Raw genomic sequence first — 20,816 nt, 5'->3', positions numbered from 1 at the left:
CCGGACGGTCAGCGGCGTTCAGCCGTTGTGGTGCAACTCCCGCTCCCGTACCGGGCGTTCCGCGTCGGCGGTCTTGTCCGTCGGCTCCGTCGGCGCGGAACGCGTCAGCCACAGGCCGGTGAACACGGCGGTGGCCACCGTGACGGCCCCCGCCACGACGAAGGCACGGGTGAGACCGCTCTCGAAGGAGGCGCCGCCGGACTGACCGGTGCGGACGATCGCGCCGAGCACCGCCACCCCGAGCACCGCGCCGATCTGCCGGGTGGTGCTGCTGATGCCCGAGGCGAGGCCGCCCTCCTGCGGGCCGACCGCCAGGACGGCGGCGCCGGTGAGCGGGGACAGGGTCAGGGCGAAGCCGATGCCGGTGACGACCAGTCGCCACCACACGTTCCCGTAACCGGTGTCGGCGTGCACCGCCCCCAGCGTCAGCAGCCCCAGCCCCGCCAGGGCCAGTCCGGCGGTGACCACGACACGGAAGCCGTACCGCGCGGCGGCCCGGCCCGCGAACGGGCTGACGACCACCATCGCGAGCGTGGAGGGCAGCGTCTGCAGCCCGGCGGCCAGCAGCGAGCTGCCCTGGACGTACACGAAGAACTGGGAGAAGAAGAACGACGACCCCATGAGGGCGAAACCCACCACGACCATCGCCGTGTTGGACACGCTGAACAACCGCTCCCGGAACAGCCGCAGCGGCAGCATCGGCGCGGGCCGCCGCCTCTCGACGGCGACGAAGACGGCGAGGACGACCGCCCCGACGGCGAAGCTGCCGAGGATCACCGGCGAGGTCCAGCCCTGGGCGCCGCCCTCGATCAGTCCGTACGTCAGCACCCCGACCCCCAGCACGGACAGCACCGTCCCGGGCACGTCGATGGCCGGGGCGCCCGGGTTGCGGGACTCCGCCAGGGCGCGCGCACCGGCCACCAGCAGGACCACGCCGACGGGCAGGTTGACCAGGAAGATGGCCGGCCAGCCGAAGGAGTCGGCCAGCACCCCGCCGGCCACGGGCCCGGCGGCCAGCCCGATGCCGCTGAGCCCGGCCCACAGCCCGATCGCCTTCACCCGTTCCTGCGCCACGGGATACGCGCTGACCAGCAGGGCCAGTGAAGCGGGGCTCAGCAGTGCGGCGCCGATGCCCTGGAGCGCCCGCCCGGCCACCAGCCAGCCGACCGACGGCGCGACGGCGCACAGCCCCGACGCGACGGTGAACACCGCGACGCCGGTCAGGAACACGCGCTTGCGGCCGAAGCGGTCGGCGAAGACGCCGCCGGACAGCAGCAGCATGGCGACCAGCAGGACGTACGCGTCGACGATCCATTGCAGACCGGTCAGTTGGGTGTGCAGTCGCTGCTGCATGTCGGGCAGGGCCGCGCCGACGATGGTGTTGTCGAGCAGCACCATGAACTGACCGAGGCAGGTCACTGCCAGCAGGGCTGTCCGGTTGGTTCGGCTTCCTCCGGCCACAGGTGGTGCACCCACGACGACTCCCCTCTAAAAGCAGTCAACGACTGCGTTAGCGAGGACTGTAGGGCGGCGCACCCCACAAACGCAAGCGCCAACTGCGTTAAGGTGCGGGCATGGACGAACGACAGACGACGCGACGACCCGGCGGGCGCAGCGCCCGCGTCCTCGCGGCGGTGCACCAGGCCGTCACCGAGCTGGTGGGCGAGCGCGGCTACGGCAGCTTCACGGTCGGGGAGGTCGCGGCCCGCGCGGGCGTCGCGGACACGAGCGTCTACCGCCGGTGGGGAAGCCTGGAGGCACTGCTCGCGGACGTGGTGCTCACCCGCCTCAACGCGCGGTCGCCGATGCCCGACACCGGGAGCCTGGAGGGCGACCTGCGGGCGTACGCGGCCCAGGTGGCCCGCGAGATCACCGGCCCCGAAGGCCTGGCGCTGCTGCGGCTGGCCGTGGCCCTGTCCGGCAAGGGGCAACCGGGACTGAAGGAGCGGGACGCCCTGCTCGAGGAGCGCAGGCGACAGGTGCAGGCCATGCTCGACCGGGCCGGCGCCCGGGGTGAGAACGCACCGGACGCGCTCGGCGTGCTGGACCACGTGATGGCCCCGATGTACATCCGCGTGCTGTTCGGGGCGGGGCCGCTGACGCCGGAGTACGTCGACGGACTGGTCGACCGCCTGCTGTGACCGGGCGGGCCCGTCGGGCCCGCCCGGTCAGGGCCTGCGCCGGGTCAGGGCCTGCGTCGGGCCCGCACCTCGGCACCCCGGATGCCGTGGAAGAGCCCGGCGAGCACCAGGCAGCCGCCGACGGCCATGAGGACCACTCCGACCTTGGGCAGCGTGACGACCGGGACCTCGACTCCACCGGCGAACAGCTTGAGGGCCAGTCCGGCGAGGAAGGTGACGAGGCCCTCGGTCAACTGCTTGGCAGCACGATTCACGGCGACTTCCTTGGGTTGGGGGAGGTTCCCAGCCTAGGAAGGGGACGGCGCACGATCGTCGTCCACGGGGACGAGCGGGCACTGCATCCTTCGGCCGACCCCGGGCCCGTGCCGCACGGCCCGGACGAGGTCGTCCGGAGCCGCGGTCTCGCACGGCGGTCTTCAGGACGCGGACACGGGGGCGGGGGCGTCGTCCCGTACCGCCGCAGAGGGCCGGTCCGTACGGCTGCGGAGCAGGGCGGCAGCCAGGACCAGACCGACGACGACGATCAACGCGCCCGTGCCGAAGGCGAGTTGGTAGCCGGAGTTGAGGGTCTCCCGGGTGGTGGCACCCAGGTCCGCCGTGCGGCCCGCCGCCAGCGAGGTCAGCGCCGCGAGGCCGAAGGAACCACCCACCACCTGCGTGGTGTTGAAGAGGCCGGAGGCCAGGCCCGCGTCCTCGGGGCGGGCGTCCGACATGGCCAGCCCGGTGAGGGCGGGCATCCCGATGCCGAAGCCGACGGACAGCAGCAGGATCGCCGGGAGGACGTCGGTGGCGTACGCGCCGTCCGCGGGGGCCCGGCCGAACAGGGCCAGGCCCGCGACGATCGACACCAGGCCGCCCAGCAGGACCGTGCGCGGCCCGAAGCGGGTGGTCAGGCGGGTGGAGAGGCCCAGCATCAGGGTGCCGATGACCAGCGGGGCGGGGAGGAAGGCGAGGCCGGTCGTCAGGCTCTCGTAGCCGAGGACCTGCTGGAGGTAGAGGGCGCCGATGTACTGGAAGGCGTACATGCCCGCGATCATCGCGATCTGGACCAGGTTCGCGCCGGTGAGGGTGCGGGAGCGGAAGACGCGCAGGCGGACGAGAGGTTCGGCGGCCCGCCTCTGGCGGAGGGTGAAGGCGGCGAGCAGGGCCACGGCGACGGCGCCCAGGAGGAGGGTGCGGGCCGAGCTCCAGCCGTGTTCGGCGGTCTGGACGAGGGTGTAGACGCCCAGCATGAGGGCCGCCGTGACGAGCGCCGCACCCAGGTAGTCCGCGCCCTTGCCGAGGCCCGCGCCCCGGTCGGCGGCCAGTACCCGCCAGGCGGCGACGACGGAGACGAGCCCGATGGGGAGGTTGATCAGGAAGATCCAGTGCCAGGAGAGCGCGCTGGTCAGCGCCCCGCCGAGGAAGGTGCCGAGCGCACCGCCCGCAGCCCCCGTGGCGCTGAACACCGCGATGGCCTTCGCCCGCTCCCGGCCCTCCGGGAAGAGCGCGACCAGCATGCCGAGCACGACGGCGGTCGTCATCGCCCCGCCGACGCCCTGGAGCGCACGGGCCGCGATCAGCAGGGCCGGGGTGGTCGCCACCCCGCAGAAGAGCGAGGCGAGGGTGAAGACGGCCAGGCCCGCCGTGAACATCCGCTTGCGCCCGATCAGGTCGCCGAGCCGCCCGGCGAGCAGCAGCAGACCGCCGAAGGGGATCAGATACGCGTTGACGACCCAGGCGAGACCGGCGGGGGAGAAGCCGAGGTCGCTCTGGATGGCGGGCATCGCGACCGTGACGATGTTGCCGTCGAGGATCGTCATCAGGGTTCCCGCGCAGAGGATGATCAACGCGGTCCAACGGGAGCGGTCCGCGGGCGACTTCAAGGTGGGTGTGTTGGACCCTGACATGGTGTCTGACCTCCATAGGTGCACTTCTTGTAACGGAGGAGATCGTGCGTGACCATGAGGGTCCGTCGTAAGGAGGCACTTCCATGTCACCCAGGAACACCGGTGTTACCTCGCAGGTCGTCAACGCGGAGGCGTGCCCTGTCCGCGAAGTTCTTGACAGGGTGGTGGGGAAGTGGAGCGTTCCGATCCTCATTGCCGCAGCTCACGGCCCCATCCGCTTCACCGAACTGGAGCGCTCGATCGACGGCATCAGCCGCCGGATGCTCACCCTGACCCTGCGCAACCTGGAGCGGGACGGGATGCTGAGGCGGACCGTCCACCCGACCGTCCCGCCGAAGGTGGAGTACGAACTCACGCCGGTCGCCCAAGAACTCCACTCCTCCCTGCTCGCGCTGACCGGTTGGGCGGAGCGGCACCGGGTGACGGTGGCCCAGTCACGGGCCGCGTACGACGAGGAGCACGGGGTGGCGGCCTGACGCCGCAGGGGGGATGCGTACACGTGACGGCGCAGTGCTCGATGTGTACACGTAACGCCCTACCCCTTGTCCGGGGCTCCTGCGCGTGGCATACAGGTCTGGACCAATAGTCCCTCAGAGGAGAGGTCCGGCTGTGCAACGCCCCACCGTTCGCACCGTGTTGACCTGTATGGCGCTGCTGCTCGCGGGGGCCACCGCCTGCAGCGGCGCCAAGGCTCAGCCCGCCCGCGACACCGCCGCCCCGGCCGTCCCCGCAGGAGTCACCGCGCAGTCGGGCAGCGCGCACTCCGTGCACGTCATGTGGAGCGCCTCCACGGACGACCGGGGCGTCGCGGGCTACGACGTCTACGCCCAGGGCAAGAAGGTCAAGTCCCTCCCGGCGCGGACCACCATGGTCGACGTCGACCGGCTGGCCCCCGCGACCTCCTACTCCTTCACGGTACGAGCCCGGGACGCGGCCGGAAACCTCTCCGCGCCGAGCGCCGCCGTCACCGCGCAGACCCGCGCCGCCGCCCCCGACGACCGGACGCCCCCGAGCACGCCAACACGCCTCACCGGAAAGGTCGTTGACGGCACGTCGGTCCAGCTGTCCTGGAGGCGGGCCACGGACACCGGCGGCGCCGTCACCGCGTACGACATCTACCAGGAGGACTCCCGCATCCACAGCGTGCACGGCACCGAGACCGGCACCCGCGTCACGGGGCTGCGCCCCGGCACCGTCTACACCTTCACCGTGCGGGCCCGCGACGCCGCCGAGAACTCCTCGAAGGACAGCAACGCCCTCGACCTGACCACCGCCAGCGCCCCGGGCGGCCGGGCCTCCACCGCCCCCACCGGGCTGACGGCCACCGCCCACGCCGACGGGGTCGAGCGCACGATCCGGCTCCGCTGGACCCAGCCCCGTACCGGCGGCGAAGTCGAGGAGTACCAGCTGTACTTGAACGGCAAGCCGGCCACCACCATCGCCTGGGGCGCCCCGCCGCCGCCCGGCCCGGTGACGTACAGCTTCACCGTCTCGGAGCCCCCGGGCACCCGCTACACCGTGAAGCTGCGGGCGAAGCTGCCGGACGGGAAGTGGGGCGACTTCTCGGCGCAGCGGACGGTGGTGGGGGTGGGCTGAGGGTGGAGCGGCCGGGTCGCCCCTTCGCCCCCGGCCGGTGCGGGCGAAGGTCCCGGTGGGTGGCACAGTGGCCCGATGGACGTGAGCGTGGATGTGGCGGGGGACGGGACCGGCGAGGAGCCCGAGGAGCTGCTCACCGTGGCCGAACGGGTCGACCGGGTGTGGGGTGTGGTCCTGGAGGGTGAGGTCAACTCCCGTTTCGCGGAGCCCGGTTGGAGCTACCAGGAGGAAGTGGGGCGGGGCTGCCCCACCTGTGACGCCCCGCTGCACTCCTTGCGCCGCCCGTACGAGTCCGGGGGCCGCCAGTACCGGTACGTGGCGGTCGTCTGCCCGCAGTGCCCCGCCGCGTACACCCTGGAGGACCTCGGGGTGAAGACGTACGACAAGCTCGCCAGGAGGACGCGGGCGGCCGGGACCGCGAGGACGGCCAGGGTGCGCAGGCGGAAGGCCGAAGGGGGCGTGGTCGGGCCCCCGGAGCCGGTGCCCGGGCCCGAGCGGCGCGCCCCGCGCCCCGAATGGCCCGACGATCTTGTGCCGCCCGCCGACCCCGAGGCCCGGCGGCTGCTGTGGTGCAAGGCCGCCGATCCCGGCTGGCGGCCGGAGCCCGCCGCGCTGGCCGCCGCCGACGACGTACGCGTGATCATGCCGGAGGGGACGCCGTACGACGCGCTGCGCGCCGCGCTGGACGCGCTGGCCGTGCCGCACCGCAGTGTCCGGCACTGGCAGGAGTCCGAGCAGGTCGCCACCGTCAACGACCTGGGAGGGAGCACCGACCTCGTCGCGTACGCCGCCGCCGGGGCCAGTCCCGCCGCCGGGCCCGCGGCCTTCGCGGCCCGGGACGCCTTCGCGCTCCAGTGGGACGCGCTGGAGCCCGTCGAGGAGGAGACCGCGTACGTCCCGGTGGCCGACCTCGTGCCCGAGGCGTGGGTCCCGCTGCTGCCGCACCCCACCTTCAACCCGGCCCAGGCCGCCGCCGTGCCCGTGGTCCTCGGGGAGCGCGAGCACACCGTCGTCGTCGCCCCGACCGGTGCGGGCAAGACCCCCATCGGCATGGTCGCCGCCCTGCACGCGTACGCCCAGGGCCGCAAGTCCGCCTGGCTGGTCCCGCAGCGCTCGCTCACCGACGAACTCGACCGCGACCTGGCGGCCTGGCGGCGTGCCGGGCTCCACGTGGTGCGCCTGACGGGGGAGTTCGCGGTCGACGCGGAGGCGATCCGGACGGCCGACGTGTGGGTGGCGACCACCGAGAAGTTCGAGGCGATCTGCCGGGCGGGGTCGCTGCGCGCCGCGCTCGCCGAGGTCGGCTGTCTGATCGTCGACGAGATCCACCTGCTGGGCGACCCCACGCGCGGGCCCGTCCTGGAGGCGCTGCTGGCGCGCGTACGGGAGGACGCCGAGCAGGTCCGTATCGTCGGCCTCTCGGCGACCGTCGCCAACGCGGACGAGGTCGCCGCCTGGCTCGGGGCGCGGCTGGTCCGGATCGCCTGGCGGCCCACCCGGCTGACCTGGCAGCTTCCCGTCCTGCCGCCGACCGAGGACAGCTGGACGGCCCGGGGCGCGGCACGCACCGCCGAGGCGGTGCGGCTCACCCGCGCGGTCACCGAGGACGACGGCAGCACGCTTGTCTTCTGCGGCAGCAAGCGGGGCGTGCGGATGACCGCCCTCGCGCTGGCCGGGGACCGTGGCGTGCCCGTCCAGGGCGCGGACGTGGACGACGAGGACGAGGTCGAGCGGCTCACCACCAAGGCGGGCGTACGGCTGCACTACCGCGACTGGCCCTACAAGCGGGACGCCGAACAGGCCTTCCGGTCGCGTGCGGCGGACGTCCTGGTCGCCACGTCCACGGTCGCCGCCGGGGTCAACCTGCCCGCGCGTGCCGTCGTCGTGCGCGACACCCAGATCGGCCTCGACCGGGTCGAAGTCTCCATGGTCCAGCAGATGTTCGGGCGTGCGGGGCGGGTCGGCGCGGGGGAGCGGGAGGGGTGGGCGTTCCTCCTCGCGGAGGGGCCGGAGCGGGCGCAGTGGCAGGCGCGGCTGGCCGCCGGGTACACGGTCACCTCCCGGATCAGGGACGTCCTGCCCGACCACGTCCTCGCGGAGGCGGTGCAGGGGAGCATCAACTCGCTGCGTGAGGCGGAGAGTTGGTGGACGCGCACGCTCGCCTTCCACCAGGGGCACGAGAGCTTCGACCCGCTGTACGACGCGGTGGGCTTCCTCGTCACCGGGGGTTTCCTGCGCCGCACGGCGGGCGAGAACGGGGACGACCTGCTGGAGCCGACCCCGACCGGCATGCTCACCAGCCGGTTCATGGTGTCGGCCGACCTGGCGGACGGCGTACGGACGGCACTCGGCGCGGCGCTGGTGCCGGGGTCGGCCGACGAGGCGGAGGACGTACTGATCGCGGTGCTCGCGGCGACACTGCCGACGCTGGAGCAGGCGCCGTTCACGGAGCGGGCGAAGAAGGCGCTCATGGGGGTGCTGCGGAACCGGGGCCTGCGCGGCGAGGAGGACGGGGACCTCCCGGAGGGCGAACCCAAGCCGGTGGCAGGGGACTTGGCGCGGGCCGTGCTGCTGCTCGTCGCGAACAACCCGAAGCTGTTCCGCACCCGCAGCGGGTACGTCCTGGGCGTTCCGCTGGGCAGCATGGCCCCGATCCTGGAGGAGTCCCAGCGCTACCTGGCGTGGCTCGGCGCGCAGGGCGAACTCGGCACCGTGCACCCGTGGGCGGCGGTCGTGGCGTCCGACCTGGCACAGCGGGTGCGGTGGCGGGCGCTCGGCCCGGAACGCGGGTCGGGGCGGCTGTTGTGGATGTGCGAGCAGATGGCGACCGCGCCGCACGCGCAGCGCGTGGTGCCGCAGATGTGGCGGGCGGCGCGGGAGCGGGAGATCGGCGCACCGGACTGGCGGGGGACGCGGGCCCCGACGGGCTGCGCGCTGTCGCAGGACCGGTATCTGGCGCTGCTCGCGGACCGGTCGACGGGATCGATGCTGGAGCTGGAGACCTCGGGCGTACGGGCCGAGGTCCCGCCGGGGGCGGTGGTGCGGGTCTGGGACGGCGCGGCCGTGCTGGCGCAGGTGCCGGACGGGGCGGAGCCGGTGGCGTACCCGACGCCGGCCGGCACGGACGCGTCGGCGGGGCGACGGGGGGCCGTGGTGTTCACGCGGGGCGACTACTGGGGCGGAGGGTGGTCGAGGGCGTACAACGGGGCGGGGTGAGGGGGCCGGACCGGACGGGCGTCGTACGGGAGTGAGGGGGCCGGACGGGCGAGTGCGGGGGTGAGGGGGCCGGACGGGCGAGTGCGGGGCGGCCTCGGCCCCGTCCGGCGCCTGCGGGGTGGCCCTAGGCCCTGGCCGGGTTCGGGGTCTGCCTGGGCCTGGTCCCGCTTGCTTGGTGGCCTCTGGCCTCGTCCGCGTGGGGTGTTTGCGGGGTCCGGCCTCGGCCCCGTCCGGCGCCTGCGGGGTGGCCTTCGGCCCTGGCGGGGTTCGGGGTCTATCGGGGCCTGGCCCCGCCTGCCTGGAGGCCTCCGGCCTCGTCCGCGTTCGGCGTTTGCGGCGCCCCGGCCTTCTGGTGTCTGCGGGGTTGCCGCTGGCCCTGGTCGGGTCCGGCGTCTGCCAGGGCCTGGCCCTGCTTGCCTGGCGGCCTCCGGTCTCCGGTCTCCGGTCTCGTTCGCGTTCGGCGTCTGGGGTGCCCCGGCCTTCTGGTGTCTGCGGGGTTGCCGCTGGCCCTGGTCGGGTCCGGCGTCTGCCAGGGCCTGGCCCTGCCTGCCTGGCGGCCTCCGGTCTCGTCCGTGGTCGGCGTTTGCGGGGCCCCGGCCCCGGCCGTCTGCGGGGTGGTCCTCGGCCCTGGTCGGGTCCGGCCCGTTTGCCTAATGGCCTCCGGTCTCGTCCGCGGTCGGCGGCTGCGGCGACCACGGCCCCGCCCGCCCCACGCCCGCTGGCCGCGGCGGCCCCGTCAGTAGCCGACGGTGATCCGCTCCCGGGTGAACGTGCCCTGTTCCACGGTGTCCACGACCGCCGCCGCGAAGTCGCCCACCGAGATCCGGCTCTCGCCCTCGGCGTCGGTGATCGGGGTGTCCCGGGCCTCGGCCCGGAAGGTGCCGGTCTTCGGTCCCGGGACCAGGTGCATGGGCGGCGGGCTGACGTACGTCCACTCGACCGGCGTCGGCGTGGCGCGCAGCAGGTCGAGGGCCTCGGTCTGGTCCCGTGCCGTCTCCAGGTACGCGGCGGGGAAGCCGGGGGCGTCCACGAACCGTTCGCCCGGTGCGTACTCCAGAGAGCCGCCGCCGCCCAGGAACACCAGCCGGGTGACCCCGGCCCCGGGCAGCGCCTCCAGCAGCGCCTGCGCGCTTCTCGCCACCAGGCGGTCCGGACCCTTGACGCCGACCACCACCGCGTCGTGCCCGGCGACGGCCGCCGCCAGGGCTGCGGGGTCGGTGACATCGGTGGTGGCCCGGCCGAGCGGCGTGACCCGGTGCCCGCGTGCGGACGCCTCCGCCGCGACGGCGCTCCCGAGGTTTCCGCCGGCTCCGACGATCGCGATCTTCATGGTGGTCCTCTTCCTGGTTGCGGCGGGCCGTGCGGACGAGTCGAGGAATGCGGCGATCAGCGGGGCCATCTCGGGGAGCTTCTCCTCCAGCGCGAAGTGGCCGGTGTCGAACACGTGCACCTGGGCATCGGGCAGGTCGCGCAGGTAGGCGTGCGCCCCGGCCTCGGGGAAGAACGCGTCGTTGCGGCCCCACAGCACCAGGGCGGGCGGTCGGTGCTCACGGAGCCACTGCTGCCAGAGCGGGTAGCGGTCGATGTTGGAGTGGTAGTCGAGGGCCAGCGCGACCTGGGCCTCCTTGCGGCCCGGCAGGTCGAGGAAGTGCTGGTCCAGGGTCCAGCCGTCGGGGGCGACCAGGGCGGCGTCGCCGGTCCCTCCCTCGTACTGGCCCCGGGTGACCGGCAGGGTCAGGATCTCGCGGACGCGTTCCTCGGCGCCCGGTACGCCCGGCCGGTTCGCGGTCATCCCCCGGGCCAGGTCCGAGAGGCCCTCGGTGTAGGCGTTGGCGTTCTGCACGATCAGCCCGTTGATCCACTCGGGGTGCCGGACGGCCAGCCGCATGCCGACCGGGCCCCCGAAGTCGAAGGTGTAGAGGGTGAATCCGTCGGTGCCGAGCCCCAGGGCCTCGACGAAGCCCTCCATGACGTCGGCCAGGTTCTCGAAGGAGTACGTGAAGTCCTCGGGGGCCTCGGTGTGGCCGAAGCCGGGATAGTCGGGGGCGATCAGGTGGTAGCGGGTGCCGAGGGTGTCGATCAGCCGCCGGAACTGGTGCGAGGCGGACGGGAAGCCGTGCAGCAGGAGCAGGGTGGGCGCGTCGGCGGGACCCGCCTCCCGGTAGAAGACCCGGACCCGGTCCACTTCCACGAACCGGTGGACGGTCCGCGCGACATCGATGCCCGCTGGGGTGTGCCTCGTCATGTCACATGCTCCCTGGTTGTGTTGATGCATTAGTTATAGCGGCCGGATCCCTAATGGGTCAATGGGTTGGAGTAGCATTAGATCCATGAGTGACAAGCTGCCCCTGGTCGGTGAGCCCCTTCCGCTGGACCTGATCAACACCCTCGCGAACGGCCCTGCGGGAGAAGTCGATCTGCTGGATTCCACCGAGGGGTTCCACCCCTGGCTGGACGCCCAGGCGGGACGCCTCGCCCGGCCGGCCCCCGCCCCGGGCGAGATCGACCTCGACGCGCTGCGCGCCCTGCGCGGGCGGATCGGGGCGGCGGTCGACTGCGCCCGCGAGGGCGTGGAGCCGCCCGCGCAGGCTCTGCGGGCGCTCACCCGGGCCCAGCTCGCCGGCCCCCTGCACCGTGAACTCACCTGGGCCGACGGGAGTGTCACCGCCGCCCGGGTGCGTACCGGAAGCGCCACCGACGTCCTGCTCGCCGAACTGGCCGACGCCACCGTCGACCTGCTGACCGACCCGGTGTCGCTCGGCAGGGTGCGGCGCTGCGAGGGCCCGGGGTGCAGGCTGCTGTTCCTCGCGGTGAACCCCAGGCGCCGCTGGTGCTCACCGGTGCTGTGCGGAAACCGGGTGCGGGTCGGCCGGTACTACCAGCGGCACAAGGAGGACGCGGGCTGAGCATGCGAGCGGGCAGGGGTGCCCGCCCGGTGTCACGCGTGCGCCGAGTGCCGGGCGGGGCGGCTCAGGCGCGCCCCAACTCCCGTCCGCCGAAGGCCCCGACCTTGTCCGCCCGGCTCCAGAACGCGTCCAGGTCGCCGTCCCGCATCCCCGCCCAGTCCGGCGTCTCCTGCACCAGCACGCGCCCCAGCGTGCGCCCCAGGTCGACCATGGTGCGGCCGACGGGGGAGCGCTGCGCGTCGTACGCGGCGAAGGCGTCGGCGGGGGAGGCGGCGGACCGCAGCGCCTCCTGGAGGGCGGTCGCGTCCTGGAGGGCCTTCACCGCGCCCGCGCCGGTGTGCGGGCGGGCGACCGTGGCGGCGTCGCCGACGAGGGCGAGCCGGTCGGTGGCGTAGTGCGGGGCGGTGAAGTCGTACAGCGGCTGTACGAAGCGCTCCTCCACCGGGGTCGCCTCGATCAACGAGGCGAAGAACGGCGGGAGTTGGTGTTCGGTGATCCCGGCGAGCCGCTCGGCGAGGTCGTCGGTGAGTGCCCGCTGCCCGTCCGGCGGCAGTACGTGTCCGGCGGGCGGGGTGGTGTAGAAGACCCAGTTGACGCGGTGGCCGCCGGAGTCGTCGGGGATGCGGTAGATGACGATGTGCCCGCCGTCGAAGACGACGTACGCGCAGTCGTCGGCGGGCCACAGGTGGGCGTCCGGCAGCTCCGCCTCCGCGTACGCGCCGCGCCACGCGAGGCACCCCGAGTACTCCGGTTCGGTCCCGGGGCAGGCGGCGCCCCGCACCACCGACCGGTAACCGTCCGCCCCCACCACGGCGTCGAACGACTCCCCCTCCAACTCCACGCCCCGGCTGGTGAGTTGGATCTCCTTGACAGTGACTCCGGGCCGGAACTCCACCGACTCGGGAACCCGGTCCCGCAGCTCCCGCCACAGCGAACCCCAGCTGTACGTCCGGAACCCGAAGGGCATCACGGAGAGCGTCCGCCCGAGCGGGGAGGGCGCGGAGTCGTCCTTGACGTACCAGGTCCGCTGCGCGAGCGGTACGTACGGCATCCGCGCGTCCAGGAACCCGGCGGCCTCCAACTCCCGGTACCGCTCCCCGTGCACGGCCAGCCCGACCCCGCGCGCGGCGAGCTGCCCGTCGGTCCGCTCGAAGACGGTGACGGACGCGGCCCCGGCCCGCTGGGCGGCGAGGGCGGCGGCGCATCCGGCGATGCTGGAGCCGATGACGGCGAGACGCGTGGTGGGGATCATGTGCCCATTGTGGCAGCCGAGTTGCCCCTTCCAGGGGCGCGGGGAACAGCGCGAGCAACCAAAAACTCAAGCCGCGCGGCGAGCGCTCTAGGTGAAGGGGCGGGACCGGGGCGAATCCCGGGGGTCCGGGGGCAGCGCCCCCGGCACGAACAGCAACCACACCCCCACCCACAACGGCCCGCGGCCACCCCCGCACTGTCGGATGCGGGCGCGGCCACGGGCCGTCAGGGCGCGAGGGGTGACCTCAGCCCACGAGCTGCTCGTACGCAGGCAGCGTCAGGAAGTCCGCGTAGTCCGCATCCAGCGAGACCGTCAGCAGCAGGTCGTGCGCCTGCTGCCACTTCCCGGCCGCGAACGCCTCCTCGCCGATCTCCTCACGGATCTTCCCGAGCTCCTCCGCCGCGATCTTCCGCGTCAGCTCGGCGGTCGCCTTCTCGCCGTTCTCGAAGACGACACCGGCGTTGATCCACTGCCAGATCTGCGAGCGGGAGATCTCGGCGGTGGCCGCGTCCTCCATCAGGTTGAAGATGGCGACGGCGCCCAGGCCGCGCAGCCACGCCTCGATGTAGCGCGTACCGACCTGAACGGCGGAGACGAGCCCGGCGTAGGTCGGCTTCGCGTCCAGCGAGTCGATCGCGATCAGGTCACCGGCGGCGACGGACACGTCCTCGCGCAGCCGCTCCTTCTGGTTCGGCCTGTCGCCGAGGACGGCGTCGAAGGAGGCCATGGCGATCGGCACCAGGTCCGGGTGCGCGACCCAGGAGCCGTCGAAGCCGTCGCCGGCCTCGCGGTCCTTGTCCGCCTTGACCTTCTCGAAGGCGACCTTGTTGACCTCGGCGTCGCGGCGCGAGGGGATGAACGCCGCCATGCCGCCGATCGCGTGCGCACCGCGCTTGTGGCAGGTGCGCACCAGCAGCTCGGTGTACGCCCGCATGAACGGGGCGGTCATCGTCACCGCGTTGCGGTCCGGCAGGACGAACTTGGCGCCGCCGTCACGGAAGTTCTTCACGATCGAGAAGAGGTAGTCCCAGCGGCCCGCGTTCAGGCCCGCCGCGTGGTCGCGCAGCTCGTAGAGGATCTCCTCCATCTCGTACGCCGCCGTGATCGTCTCGATCAGGACGGTCGCGCGGACGGTACCCTGCGGGATGCCGACGTAGTCCTGGGCGAAGACAAAGATCTCGTTCCAGAGGCGCGCCTCCAGGTGCGACTCCGTCTTCGGCAGGTAGAAGTACGGGCCCTTGCCGAGCTCGATGAGGCGCTTGGCGTTGTGGAAGAAGTACAGGCCGAAGTCGACCAGCGCGCCCGGGACGACGTTGCCGTCGGCGTCGCGCAGGTGACGCTCCTCCAGGTGCCAGCCGCGCGGCCGCATGACCACGGTCGCCAGCTCGGAGTTGTCCTTCAGGGCGTACGACTTGCCCGACTTCGGGTCCGTGAAGTCGATGTTGCGGGTGTACGCGTCGATCAGGTTGCGCTGGCCGAGGATCACGTTCTCCCAGGTGGGAGCCGAGGCGTCCTCGAAGTCGGCGAGCCAGACCTTGGCGCCCGAGTTCAGGGCGTTGATGGTCATCTTCTGGTCGGTCGGACCGGTGATCTCCACCCGGCGGTCGTTCAGCGCGGCCGGGGCCGGGGCGACCTTCCAGGAGTCGTCCTCGCGGATCGCGGCGGTCTCCGGCAGGAAGTCCAGCGAGGAGGTGCGGGCGATCTCCGCGCGGCGCTCGGCGCGGCGGGCCAGCAGCTCGTTGCGGCGGGGGGTGAACCGCTGGTGGAGCTCGGCCACGAACGCGAGGGCGGCGTCGGTCAGAACCTCGTCCTGCCTCGGCAGGGGCTCGGCGTCGACGATGGCCAGCGGGGACGGCGCTGGTGCGGACATGAGCTGTCACTCCTTCGCGGGCGGTGCCTTCGCGTCCGCCGGGCAGTCGCCACGGCACGGGGTGCCGAGGGTGCCGAGATACGGGCGCAGGCGCCGTTTGATGTGATTCGGTCGAACAGGCGCTTCTGAACAGTGGATATTAGTTTCCTCATGGTGGAAGTTCAATGGTTTGTTGATGTCGAGATTCTTCGGGGCGACAGAACGTGGCCCTGAGTGCCGTGCCGCTCACGGCAAGTGGAGGTCACGCCTCCAGGTGCGCGAGATCCTCCGGCAGGTCGATGTCGTACGCCCGTGCCACGTCCCCGCACTCGACGAGCGTCAGCTCCGCAGCGTGCTCCTTCAGATAGGCGCGTGCCCCGCGATCACCGGTCGCAGTCCTCGCGATGTCCGCCCACCGGTCGGCGCGGAAGAGGACGGGGTGCCCGCGCTCCCCGTCGTACGAGGCGGCCGCCAGCCCCGTCGCGCCGCCCGCCGCCAGCACCCGGGCGACGGCGGCGGGCCCGATGCCGGGCTGGTCGACGAGAGAGGTCAGGGCGGCCCCGTAACCCTCCTCGTCGGAGAGGCGGTGCAGGCCCGCGCGGAGCGAGGAGCCCATGCCCTGCTCCCACGCGGGGTTCTCGATCAGTACGCACCCGGGCAGTTCGGCGCGCCGGCGCACCTCGTCGGCGGCGGCGCCCAGGACGACGTACACCCGGTGGCAACCGCCCTCCCGCAGCACCCGTACCGCGTGCTCGACCAGGGGGCGGCCGCGGAAGCCGAGGAGGGCCTTGGGGTGGCCGCCCAGGCGGCGGCCCCCGCCCGCGGCGAGGAGGAGACCGGCGACGGGTGCCTGCGGGGTGTGTGTCATGGGCCCCTGCATACCAGCCCGCCGACCGGCGACGGAGGCTCAGTCCTGGAAGGACCCGTCCCGGCGGCGCTCGTGGCGGCGCATCACATGCCCGCACTGCGGACAGTTCCGCAGGAACACCGGCTTCACCAGCCAGGAGAACGTGACCGCGTACATCACGCCCCGCGCGGTGCGGCCCACCAGGCTCTTCGTGCACGTACGGCAGTCGCGGCAACCGTCCGCCATGACCACTCCTTCCGCAGGGCGCGCACCCGCTGTGCACGCTCTGCCTTCACGGTAGATCCGTGCAGGTCAGCAGGGGTGCGAGCGACCCCTGCTGTACCAGGACCGGGGCAGGGTCACAGCGGAAACGTGACGGCCCTCCGCTCAACCCCGCAGCCCGGATTACGGTCCGTACGCTGGCGCGCACGCGGTGAGAGCGTTAACGTGCCGTCGCCCGGGATCGTTCGCTGGAGAACGACCCCCGAGAAGCAGCACGACGGCGTGCGAGGGGGAGAGCTTTGTTGCGAAGCGTTGAGGAGCGGTGCGTGACCGGCGCGGACAGCGACCCGAGGGTGGCGCGGCTCCATACGGTCGTGTCCCGGCTCCGGCGCGAACTCGCCGCGCATCCCGCCGAGTTGTCGGACCGGGCGATCGCCGAGGACGAGTTGGCGGCGCTCGCCGCGATGCTGCTCAGCGGCTCGCCGGACGTCCTGCGGTTACGCCGCTCGCTGCTGCTGATCGCCGGGGCGATCGGCTCGGTGAGCGCACTGGCCCCGGCCGTCGGCCTGGTCCGCGAGGCCGTCGAAACCTTCGGCGACGGCTGGGCGGGCATCTAAGGGGCGCGGAGGGGAGGAACCCGGCACAAGGTGCCGCCCCTACCGAGCCCCACCTGCGCCCAATGGTCCCCTAGAACGTCCCCCCGACCTTCTCCACCTCCCCCTCGGCCAGCAGGTCGAAGACCCGCACGACCTCGTCCACGGACACCCCGTCCCGCGTCTCCGGCGCCGCCGTCCCCTCCTCCTCGACGTTCTCCCAGAGCAGCAGCCCACCCGCATACGCCGTCAGCGACCACCCGCTCTCGTGCGTCAGCGACACCTCCGGATTGACCGCCTCGGGGTCCGCGAGTCCGTCCACGATCAGGGTGCGCCGCGCCGCCGCGTCGGGCTCGTCCACCGCGTTGCCGTGGACGTCGTACATGAAGTAGGTCATGGCTCCACTATGGAGGACGCACCGGGAACGGACCGCACGGGGCTCTCCCGCGTCCTCCCAGGTCAGCGCCTGATCAGCCGCCGCGCCGTGGCCGCCGCCACCGCCGAGGTCCGCGAGTCGACGCCCAGCTTCGCGTAGATGTGCACCAGGTGGGACTTCACCGTGGCCTGGCTGAGGAAGAGCGCCTTGCTGATCTGCTGGTTGGACAGGCCCTCGCCGACCAGCTGGAGGACCTCCAGCTCCCGCTTCGTCAACGCCTCCGCGGGCGTCCGCATCCGGTCCATCAGGCGGTGCGCGACCGCCGGGGCGAGCGCCGACTGACCGGCCGCCGCCGTGCGGACCGCCGCCGCCAGCTCCTCCGGCGGAGCGTCCTTGAGCAGGTACCCGGCCGCCCCGGCCTCGACCGCCGCCAGGATGTCCGCGTCCGTGTCGTACGTCGTCAGCACCAGCACCCGGGGCGCGCCGGGGCGGGCCGCGATCTCCGCCGTCGCCTCCGAGCCGTGCATCCGGCCGGTGCCGAACTGGAGGTCCATCAGGACGACGTCGATCCCGCCCGCCGCCGCCAGCTCCACCGCGCGTTCCGCCGTGGACGCCTCCTGGACGACCACGAAGTCGGCCTCCGTGTCGAGCACCGCGCGCAGTCCGGCCCGTACGACGGGATGGTCGTCGGCCAGCAGCAGCCGGATGGGGGAGGGCGTGCTCACGGGGCGACTCCAGCGAGGGGCGGGGACACGGGCAGGGGGAGGGTGATCGCGACGGCCGTGCCCTGCCCGGGCGCGGACTCCACGCTCAGCGTGCCGCCCAGCGAACGCGCCCGCGCCCGCATCGCGGGCAGCCCGAAGCCGCCGTCCGAGGCATCCGCCACGGGACTGCGGCGCACCGCGCCCGGGTCGAAGCCGATGCCGTCGTCGACGATGTCGAGGGAGACCGAGGTCTCCATGAAGCTGAGCGTGATCTCGGTGCGGTCCGCCTTCGCGTGCCGGACCGTGTTCGCGAGGGCCGACTGTGCGATGCGCAGCAGGGCCACCTCGTACGGTGTGGGCAGCTCGACCGGTGTCCCGCTGACCCCGAACTGCACGGCGGGCCCGCCGGGGGCGGGGGTGCAGAGGCGTTCCAGGGCGGCGGCCAGCGACCCGTGCTCCAGGTCGGGCGGGCTGAGGGCCCGTACGAAACGGCGTGCTTCGGCGAGGTTGTCCTGCGCGGCCTCGCGCGCCTGTTGGATGTGCGCGAGGGCCGGGTCGTCGGGCGGCAGGGCGCGCTCGGCGGCCCGCAGCAGGAGCTGGATGCTGGACAGGCCCTGGGCGAGGGTGTCGTGGATCTCGCGGGCGAGGCGTTCGCGTTCGGCGAGGGTGCCGGCGGCGCGCTCGGCCTCCGCCAGTTCCGCACGCGTGGAGAGCAGTTCGTCGATCAGCTCGCGCCGCCGCTCGCTCTCCCGGTAGAGGGCCTGGTACCCGAGGACGGTCGCCACCGCGACCGCGCCGCCCAGCAGCGGCCCTATGAACGTGCCCGCCGTGACCTGCTGCCCGTGCAGCACGAAGCTGGCGATGGCCGCGGCGGCGGTGGCCGCCACCGCCGCCAGCCCCCAGCGCATCGGGAGCAGGTGCAGCTGGAGGAAGTAGAGGGGGAAGGCCGCCCACAGGCCGTCGGGGGACAGGGCGAGCAGCAGCAGCCACGACGCGCACAGTGCCGCCAGCCACCAGGCGGCGGCACGCGGCGAGCGGCCGACGGAGGGGCTCAGCGTCCCGGCGACGTACACGACGGCCATCAGTACGGCCGACGCGACGACCGCAACGGCGTGCGCACCCCCAGCACTCCCCGTACTCCCCGTACTCCCAGCACCCCCCGCGGCGACCGCCTTGAGCGCGGCGAGCGCGAGCAGCCCGGCCAGGAGTGCGTGCAGACAGAGCCGCAGCACCCGCAGGACGGGCGTGAGGGGGAGGGAGGTCGAGGGCGAGGGGAGCGCATCCATGGTTCGTACCAGCCTAAAGGGGACGTCTTCGCGGCGTATCAACCAAAGGATTGATGCCGGTGCGATCCCGCGCCCGATGTTTTCCCCCGGGTCGGCGACCAGCCTGGTGACCATGTTCGTCGCATGGAGAGACCTCCGGTTCGCCAAGGGCCGATTCGCCCTCATGGGCACGGTCGTGGTCCTGATCACCCTGCTCGTCGGTCTGCTGTCCGGGCTGACCGCGGGGCTGGCCAGGGACAACACCGTGGCCGTCACCTCACTGCCCGCCGATCGGCTGGCCTTCGCCGCCCCGCCCGACGGGCAGGAGGTGTCGTTCACGAACTCCTCGGTGGGGGAGAGCGCCTGGCGCGACTGGGCGAAGCGGCCCGGCGTCACGAGCGCCGAGCCGATCGGCATCCGTACCGTCAACGGCTGGGCGGGAGACCGCACGGTGGCCGTCGCCGCCTTCGGCGTCGAACCCTCCGCGAAGATCGCCCCGGCCGCCCGGGACCTGGGCCCCGGCACGGTGGTGCTCTCCGAGAAGGCCGCCGAGGAGCTGAACATCGGCGTCGGGGACACGGTGCGCCTCGGCGAGGTCGAGGAGACGGTCGCCGCCGTCGAGGGCGGCGCGATGTTCAGCCACCAGCCGGTGGTGTGGACCTCGCTGGACGACTGGCAGAAGCTCGGCCACAACGGCACGTCCATGGAGGAGCAGGCGACCGTCGTCGCGCTCACCGGCTCGGCCGACTGGGCGGCGGGCGACGAGGCCACCAAGACGCGGTCCGTGCCGCTGGGCGACTCCCTCGCCGCCCTCGCCTCCTATCAGGCGGAGAACGGCTCCCTGCAACTCATGCGCGGCTTCCTCTTCGCCATCTCGGCGCTCGTCGTCGGGGCCTTCTTCACCGTCTGGACCATCCAGCGCAGCGGCGACATCGCCGTACTGAAGGCACTGGGCGCCTCCACCCCGTACCTGCTGAAGGACGCGCTCGGCCAGGCCGTCGTCATGCTGACACTGGGCACCCTGCTCGGTACGGCGCTGGCGACGCTGCTGGGCGTGCTGATCGGCGGCGCCGTCCCCTTCGTACTGGAAGCGGCGACCCTGCTCGTCCCGGCCTTCGTGATGATCGCGCTCGGCATCGTCGGCGCCGCCCTGTCCATCCGGCGCATCACCGCCGTCGACCCCCTCACCGCGCTCGGGAGCGCCCGATGACCCTCACCCTGCACGACGTCACCCTCACCTACCCGGACGGCGACACGTCCCGGCTGACCGCGCTGGACGCGGTGACACTGGAGGTCGCGGGCGGTGAACTCGCCGCCGTGGTCGGCCCGTCGGGCTCCGGCAAGTCCAGCCTGCTCGCGGTCGCGGCGACGCTGGTGACACCGGACTCGGGCAGCGTCGTCGTCGACGGTACGCCGACGGGGACGCTGAGCCGCGCCGAGAAGGCGGAGCTGCGGCGGGACCGGATCGGGATCGTCTTCCAGCAGCCGAACCTGCTCGCCTCGCTCACGGCGGCGGAGCAACTCCAGGTGATGGCCCACCTGTCGGGCCGCAAGCCGCGCGAAGTGCGCGACCGGGCACGGGAGTTGCTGGCCGCGGTGGGCCTCGCCGACAAGGCGGACCGACGCCCGCACCAGCTCTCCGGCGGACAGCGGCAGCGGATCAACATCGCGCGGGCGCTGATGAACGAGCCCGCGGTGATGCTCGTGGACGAACCGACCAGCGCCCTCGACCACGAACGGGGCGCGGCGGTGCTGGACCTCCTGGCCGGGCTGACGCGGGAGCGCGGAGTGGCGACGGTGCTGGTCACGCACGACCGGTCGCACCTGGAGGTGGCGGACCGGGTGGTGCGGATGGCGGACGGACGCCTGGGGGCGATGAGCCCGACGGGGGTGTGACGGATGAGCCCGTCGGGGGTGTGACAAAGGGGGCTGCGGGGTCTCCCCGCAGCCCCCTTCGCGA

At 73.1% G+C, this 20,816-nt stretch carries 19 protein-coding genes; 8 read left to right on the top strand and 11 right to left on the bottom strand.

The window, feature by feature from the left end; translation table 11 throughout:
* Nucleotides 1-18: 18 nt before the first annotated feature.
* Complete coding sequence (locus ACIO3O_RS08825) at nt 19-1,476, bottom strand: MFS transporter (protein WP_401743713.1); 1,458 nt, start codon at nt 1,474-1,476, stop codon at nt 19-21.
* A 98-nt stretch (nt 1,477-1,574) separates the two neighbouring features.
* Here ACIO3O_RS08825 and ACIO3O_RS08820 point away from each other — a divergent pair, with 98 nt between their 5' ends.
* Nucleotides 1,575-2,141, top strand: coding sequence for a TetR/AcrR family transcriptional regulator (locus ACIO3O_RS08820; protein WP_401743710.1), 567 nt, complete (start codon nt 1,575-1,577; stop codon nt 2,139-2,141).
* A 44-nt stretch (nt 2,142-2,185) separates the two neighbouring features.
* On the opposite strand, the gene ACIO3O_RS08815 is transcribed toward ACIO3O_RS08820, so the two are convergent.
* Together ACIO3O_RS08815 and ACIO3O_RS08810 are read right to left on the bottom strand one after the other, a co-directional pair.
* Nucleotides 2,186-2,395 carry a DUF5708 family protein gene (locus tag ACIO3O_RS08815; protein ID WP_401743708.1) on the bottom strand — a complete coding sequence of 70 codons (210 nt, stop codon included), beginning with the start codon at nt 2,393-2,395 and terminating at the stop codon, nt 2,186-2,188.
* A gap of 162 nt (nt 2,396-2,557) precedes the next feature.
* A complete protein-coding gene (locus ACIO3O_RS08810) occupies nt 2,558-4,030 on the bottom strand; it encodes a DHA2 family efflux MFS transporter permease subunit (protein ID WP_401743705.1) in 1,473 nt (490 codons plus the stop codon).
* Nucleotides 4,031-4,113: 83 nt separating this feature from the next.
* On the opposite strand from ACIO3O_RS08810, the gene ACIO3O_RS08805 reads away from it, so the two are divergent.
* The 3 genes from ACIO3O_RS08805 to ACIO3O_RS08795 all read left to right on the top strand — a co-directional run bounded on the left by ACIO3O_RS08805 (nt 4,114) and on the right by ACIO3O_RS08795 (nt 8,842).
* Nucleotides 4,114-4,506: a winged helix-turn-helix transcriptional regulator gene (locus tag ACIO3O_RS08805; RefSeq protein ID WP_401743702.1), complete on the top strand. Its 393-nt coding sequence runs from the start codon at nt 4,114-4,116 to the stop codon at nt 4,504-4,506.
* Between the two features lie 160 nt (nt 4,507-4,666).
* Entirely contained in the window at nt 4,667-5,626 is a 960-nt protein-coding gene (locus tag ACIO3O_RS08800) for a fibronectin type III domain-containing protein (RefSeq protein ID WP_401744451.1), read from the top strand.
* Between the two features lie 75 nt (nt 5,627-5,701).
* Complete coding sequence (locus ACIO3O_RS08795) at nt 5,702-8,842, top strand: DEAD/DEAH box helicase (RefSeq protein ID WP_401743700.1); 3,141 nt, start codon at nt 5,702-5,704, stop codon at nt 8,840-8,842.
* 736 nt (nt 8,843-9,578) lie between these two features.
* On the opposite strand, the gene ACIO3O_RS08790 is transcribed toward ACIO3O_RS08795, so the two are convergent.
* Nucleotides 9,579-11,087 (bottom strand): alpha/beta fold hydrolase, encoded by a 1,509-nt coding sequence (locus ACIO3O_RS08790; protein WP_401743697.1) that lies wholly within the window; start codon nt 11,085-11,087, stop codon nt 9,579-9,581.
* Nucleotides 11,088-11,172: 85 nt separating this feature from the next.
* On the opposite strand from ACIO3O_RS08790, the gene ACIO3O_RS08785 reads away from it, so the two are divergent.
* Complete coding sequence (locus ACIO3O_RS08785) at nt 11,173-11,748, top strand: CGNR zinc finger domain-containing protein (RefSeq protein WP_401743694.1); 576 nt, start codon at nt 11,173-11,175, stop codon at nt 11,746-11,748.
* 64 nt (nt 11,749-11,812) lie between these two features.
* On the opposite strand, the gene ACIO3O_RS08780 is transcribed toward ACIO3O_RS08785, so the two are convergent.
* From ACIO3O_RS08780 to ACIO3O_RS08765, 4 genes are all read right to left on the bottom strand, one after another.
* On the bottom strand, nt 11,813-13,000 hold the full coding sequence (locus tag ACIO3O_RS08780) for an FAD-dependent monooxygenase (protein WP_401743691.1): 1,188 nt from the start codon (nt 12,998-13,000) through the stop codon (nt 11,813-11,815).
* A gap of 244 nt (nt 13,001-13,244) precedes the next feature.
* The gene (gene aceB / locus ACIO3O_RS08775; RefSeq protein WP_401743688.1) at nt 13,245-14,870 is read right to left on the bottom strand and encodes a malate synthase A; all 1,626 of its coding nucleotides are present in this window, start codon (nt 14,868-14,870) and stop codon (nt 13,245-13,247) included.
* 241 nt (nt 14,871-15,111) lie between these two features.
* Nucleotides 15,112-15,717, bottom strand: a complete 606-nt coding sequence (locus tag ACIO3O_RS08770) for an NTP transferase domain-containing protein (protein ID WP_401743686.1) — start codon at nt 15,715-15,717, stop codon at nt 15,112-15,114.
* A gap of 39 nt (nt 15,718-15,756) precedes the next feature.
* Nucleotides 15,757-15,942 carry a hypothetical protein gene (locus ACIO3O_RS08765; RefSeq protein ID WP_401743683.1) on the bottom strand — a complete coding sequence of 62 codons (186 nt, stop codon included), beginning with the start codon at nt 15,940-15,942 and terminating at the stop codon, nt 15,757-15,759.
* 275 nt (nt 15,943-16,217) lie between these two features.
* Here ACIO3O_RS08765 and ACIO3O_RS08760 point away from each other — a divergent pair, with 275 nt between their 5' ends.
* Entirely contained in the window at nt 16,218-16,535 is a 318-nt protein-coding gene (locus tag ACIO3O_RS08760; protein ID WP_401743680.1) for a DUF5955 family protein, read from the top strand.
* Nucleotides 16,536-16,605: 70 nt separating this feature from the next.
* Here ACIO3O_RS08760 and ACIO3O_RS08755 read toward each other — a convergent pair whose 3' ends face one another.
* The 3 genes from ACIO3O_RS08755 to ACIO3O_RS08745 form a co-directional block, all read right to left on the bottom strand.
* Nucleotides 16,606-16,908 carry a hypothetical protein gene (locus ACIO3O_RS08755; protein ID WP_401743678.1) on the bottom strand — a complete coding sequence of 101 codons (303 nt, stop codon included), beginning with the start codon at nt 16,906-16,908 and terminating at the stop codon, nt 16,606-16,608.
* A 62-nt stretch (nt 16,909-16,970) separates the two neighbouring features.
* Entirely contained in the window at nt 16,971-17,612 is a 642-nt protein-coding gene (locus ACIO3O_RS08750) for a response regulator (protein WP_401743675.1), read from the bottom strand.
* Nucleotides 17,609-18,877 carry a sensor histidine kinase gene (locus ACIO3O_RS08745; RefSeq protein WP_401743673.1) on the bottom strand — a complete coding sequence of 423 codons (1,269 nt, stop codon included), beginning with the start codon at nt 18,875-18,877 and terminating at the stop codon, nt 17,609-17,611. Before ACIO3O_RS08745 ends, ACIO3O_RS08750 begins: the two co-directional genes overlap by 4 nt.
* Nucleotides 18,878-18,989: 112 nt before the next feature.
* On the opposite strand from ACIO3O_RS08745, the gene ACIO3O_RS08740 reads away from it, so the two are divergent.
* Both ACIO3O_RS08740 and ACIO3O_RS08735 read left to right on the top strand, forming a co-directional pair.
* Nucleotides 18,990-20,066: an ABC transporter permease gene (locus ACIO3O_RS08740; RefSeq protein ID WP_401743670.1), complete on the top strand. Its 1,077-nt coding sequence runs from the start codon at nt 18,990-18,992 to the stop codon at nt 20,064-20,066.
* Entirely contained in the window at nt 20,063-20,752 is a 690-nt protein-coding gene (locus tag ACIO3O_RS08735; RefSeq protein WP_401743667.1) for an ABC transporter ATP-binding protein, read from the top strand. Before ACIO3O_RS08740 ends, ACIO3O_RS08735 begins: the two co-directional genes overlap by 4 nt.
* Nucleotides 20,753-20,816 lie beyond the last annotated feature (64 nt).

The sequence above is a fragment of the Streptomyces sp. NPDC087440 genome, assembly GCF_044744005.1.
Taxonomy (GTDB): Bacteria; Actinomycetota; Actinomycetes; order Streptomycetales; family Streptomycetaceae; genus Streptomyces.
This window is presented reverse-complemented; position numbering and strand designations above follow the sequence as displayed.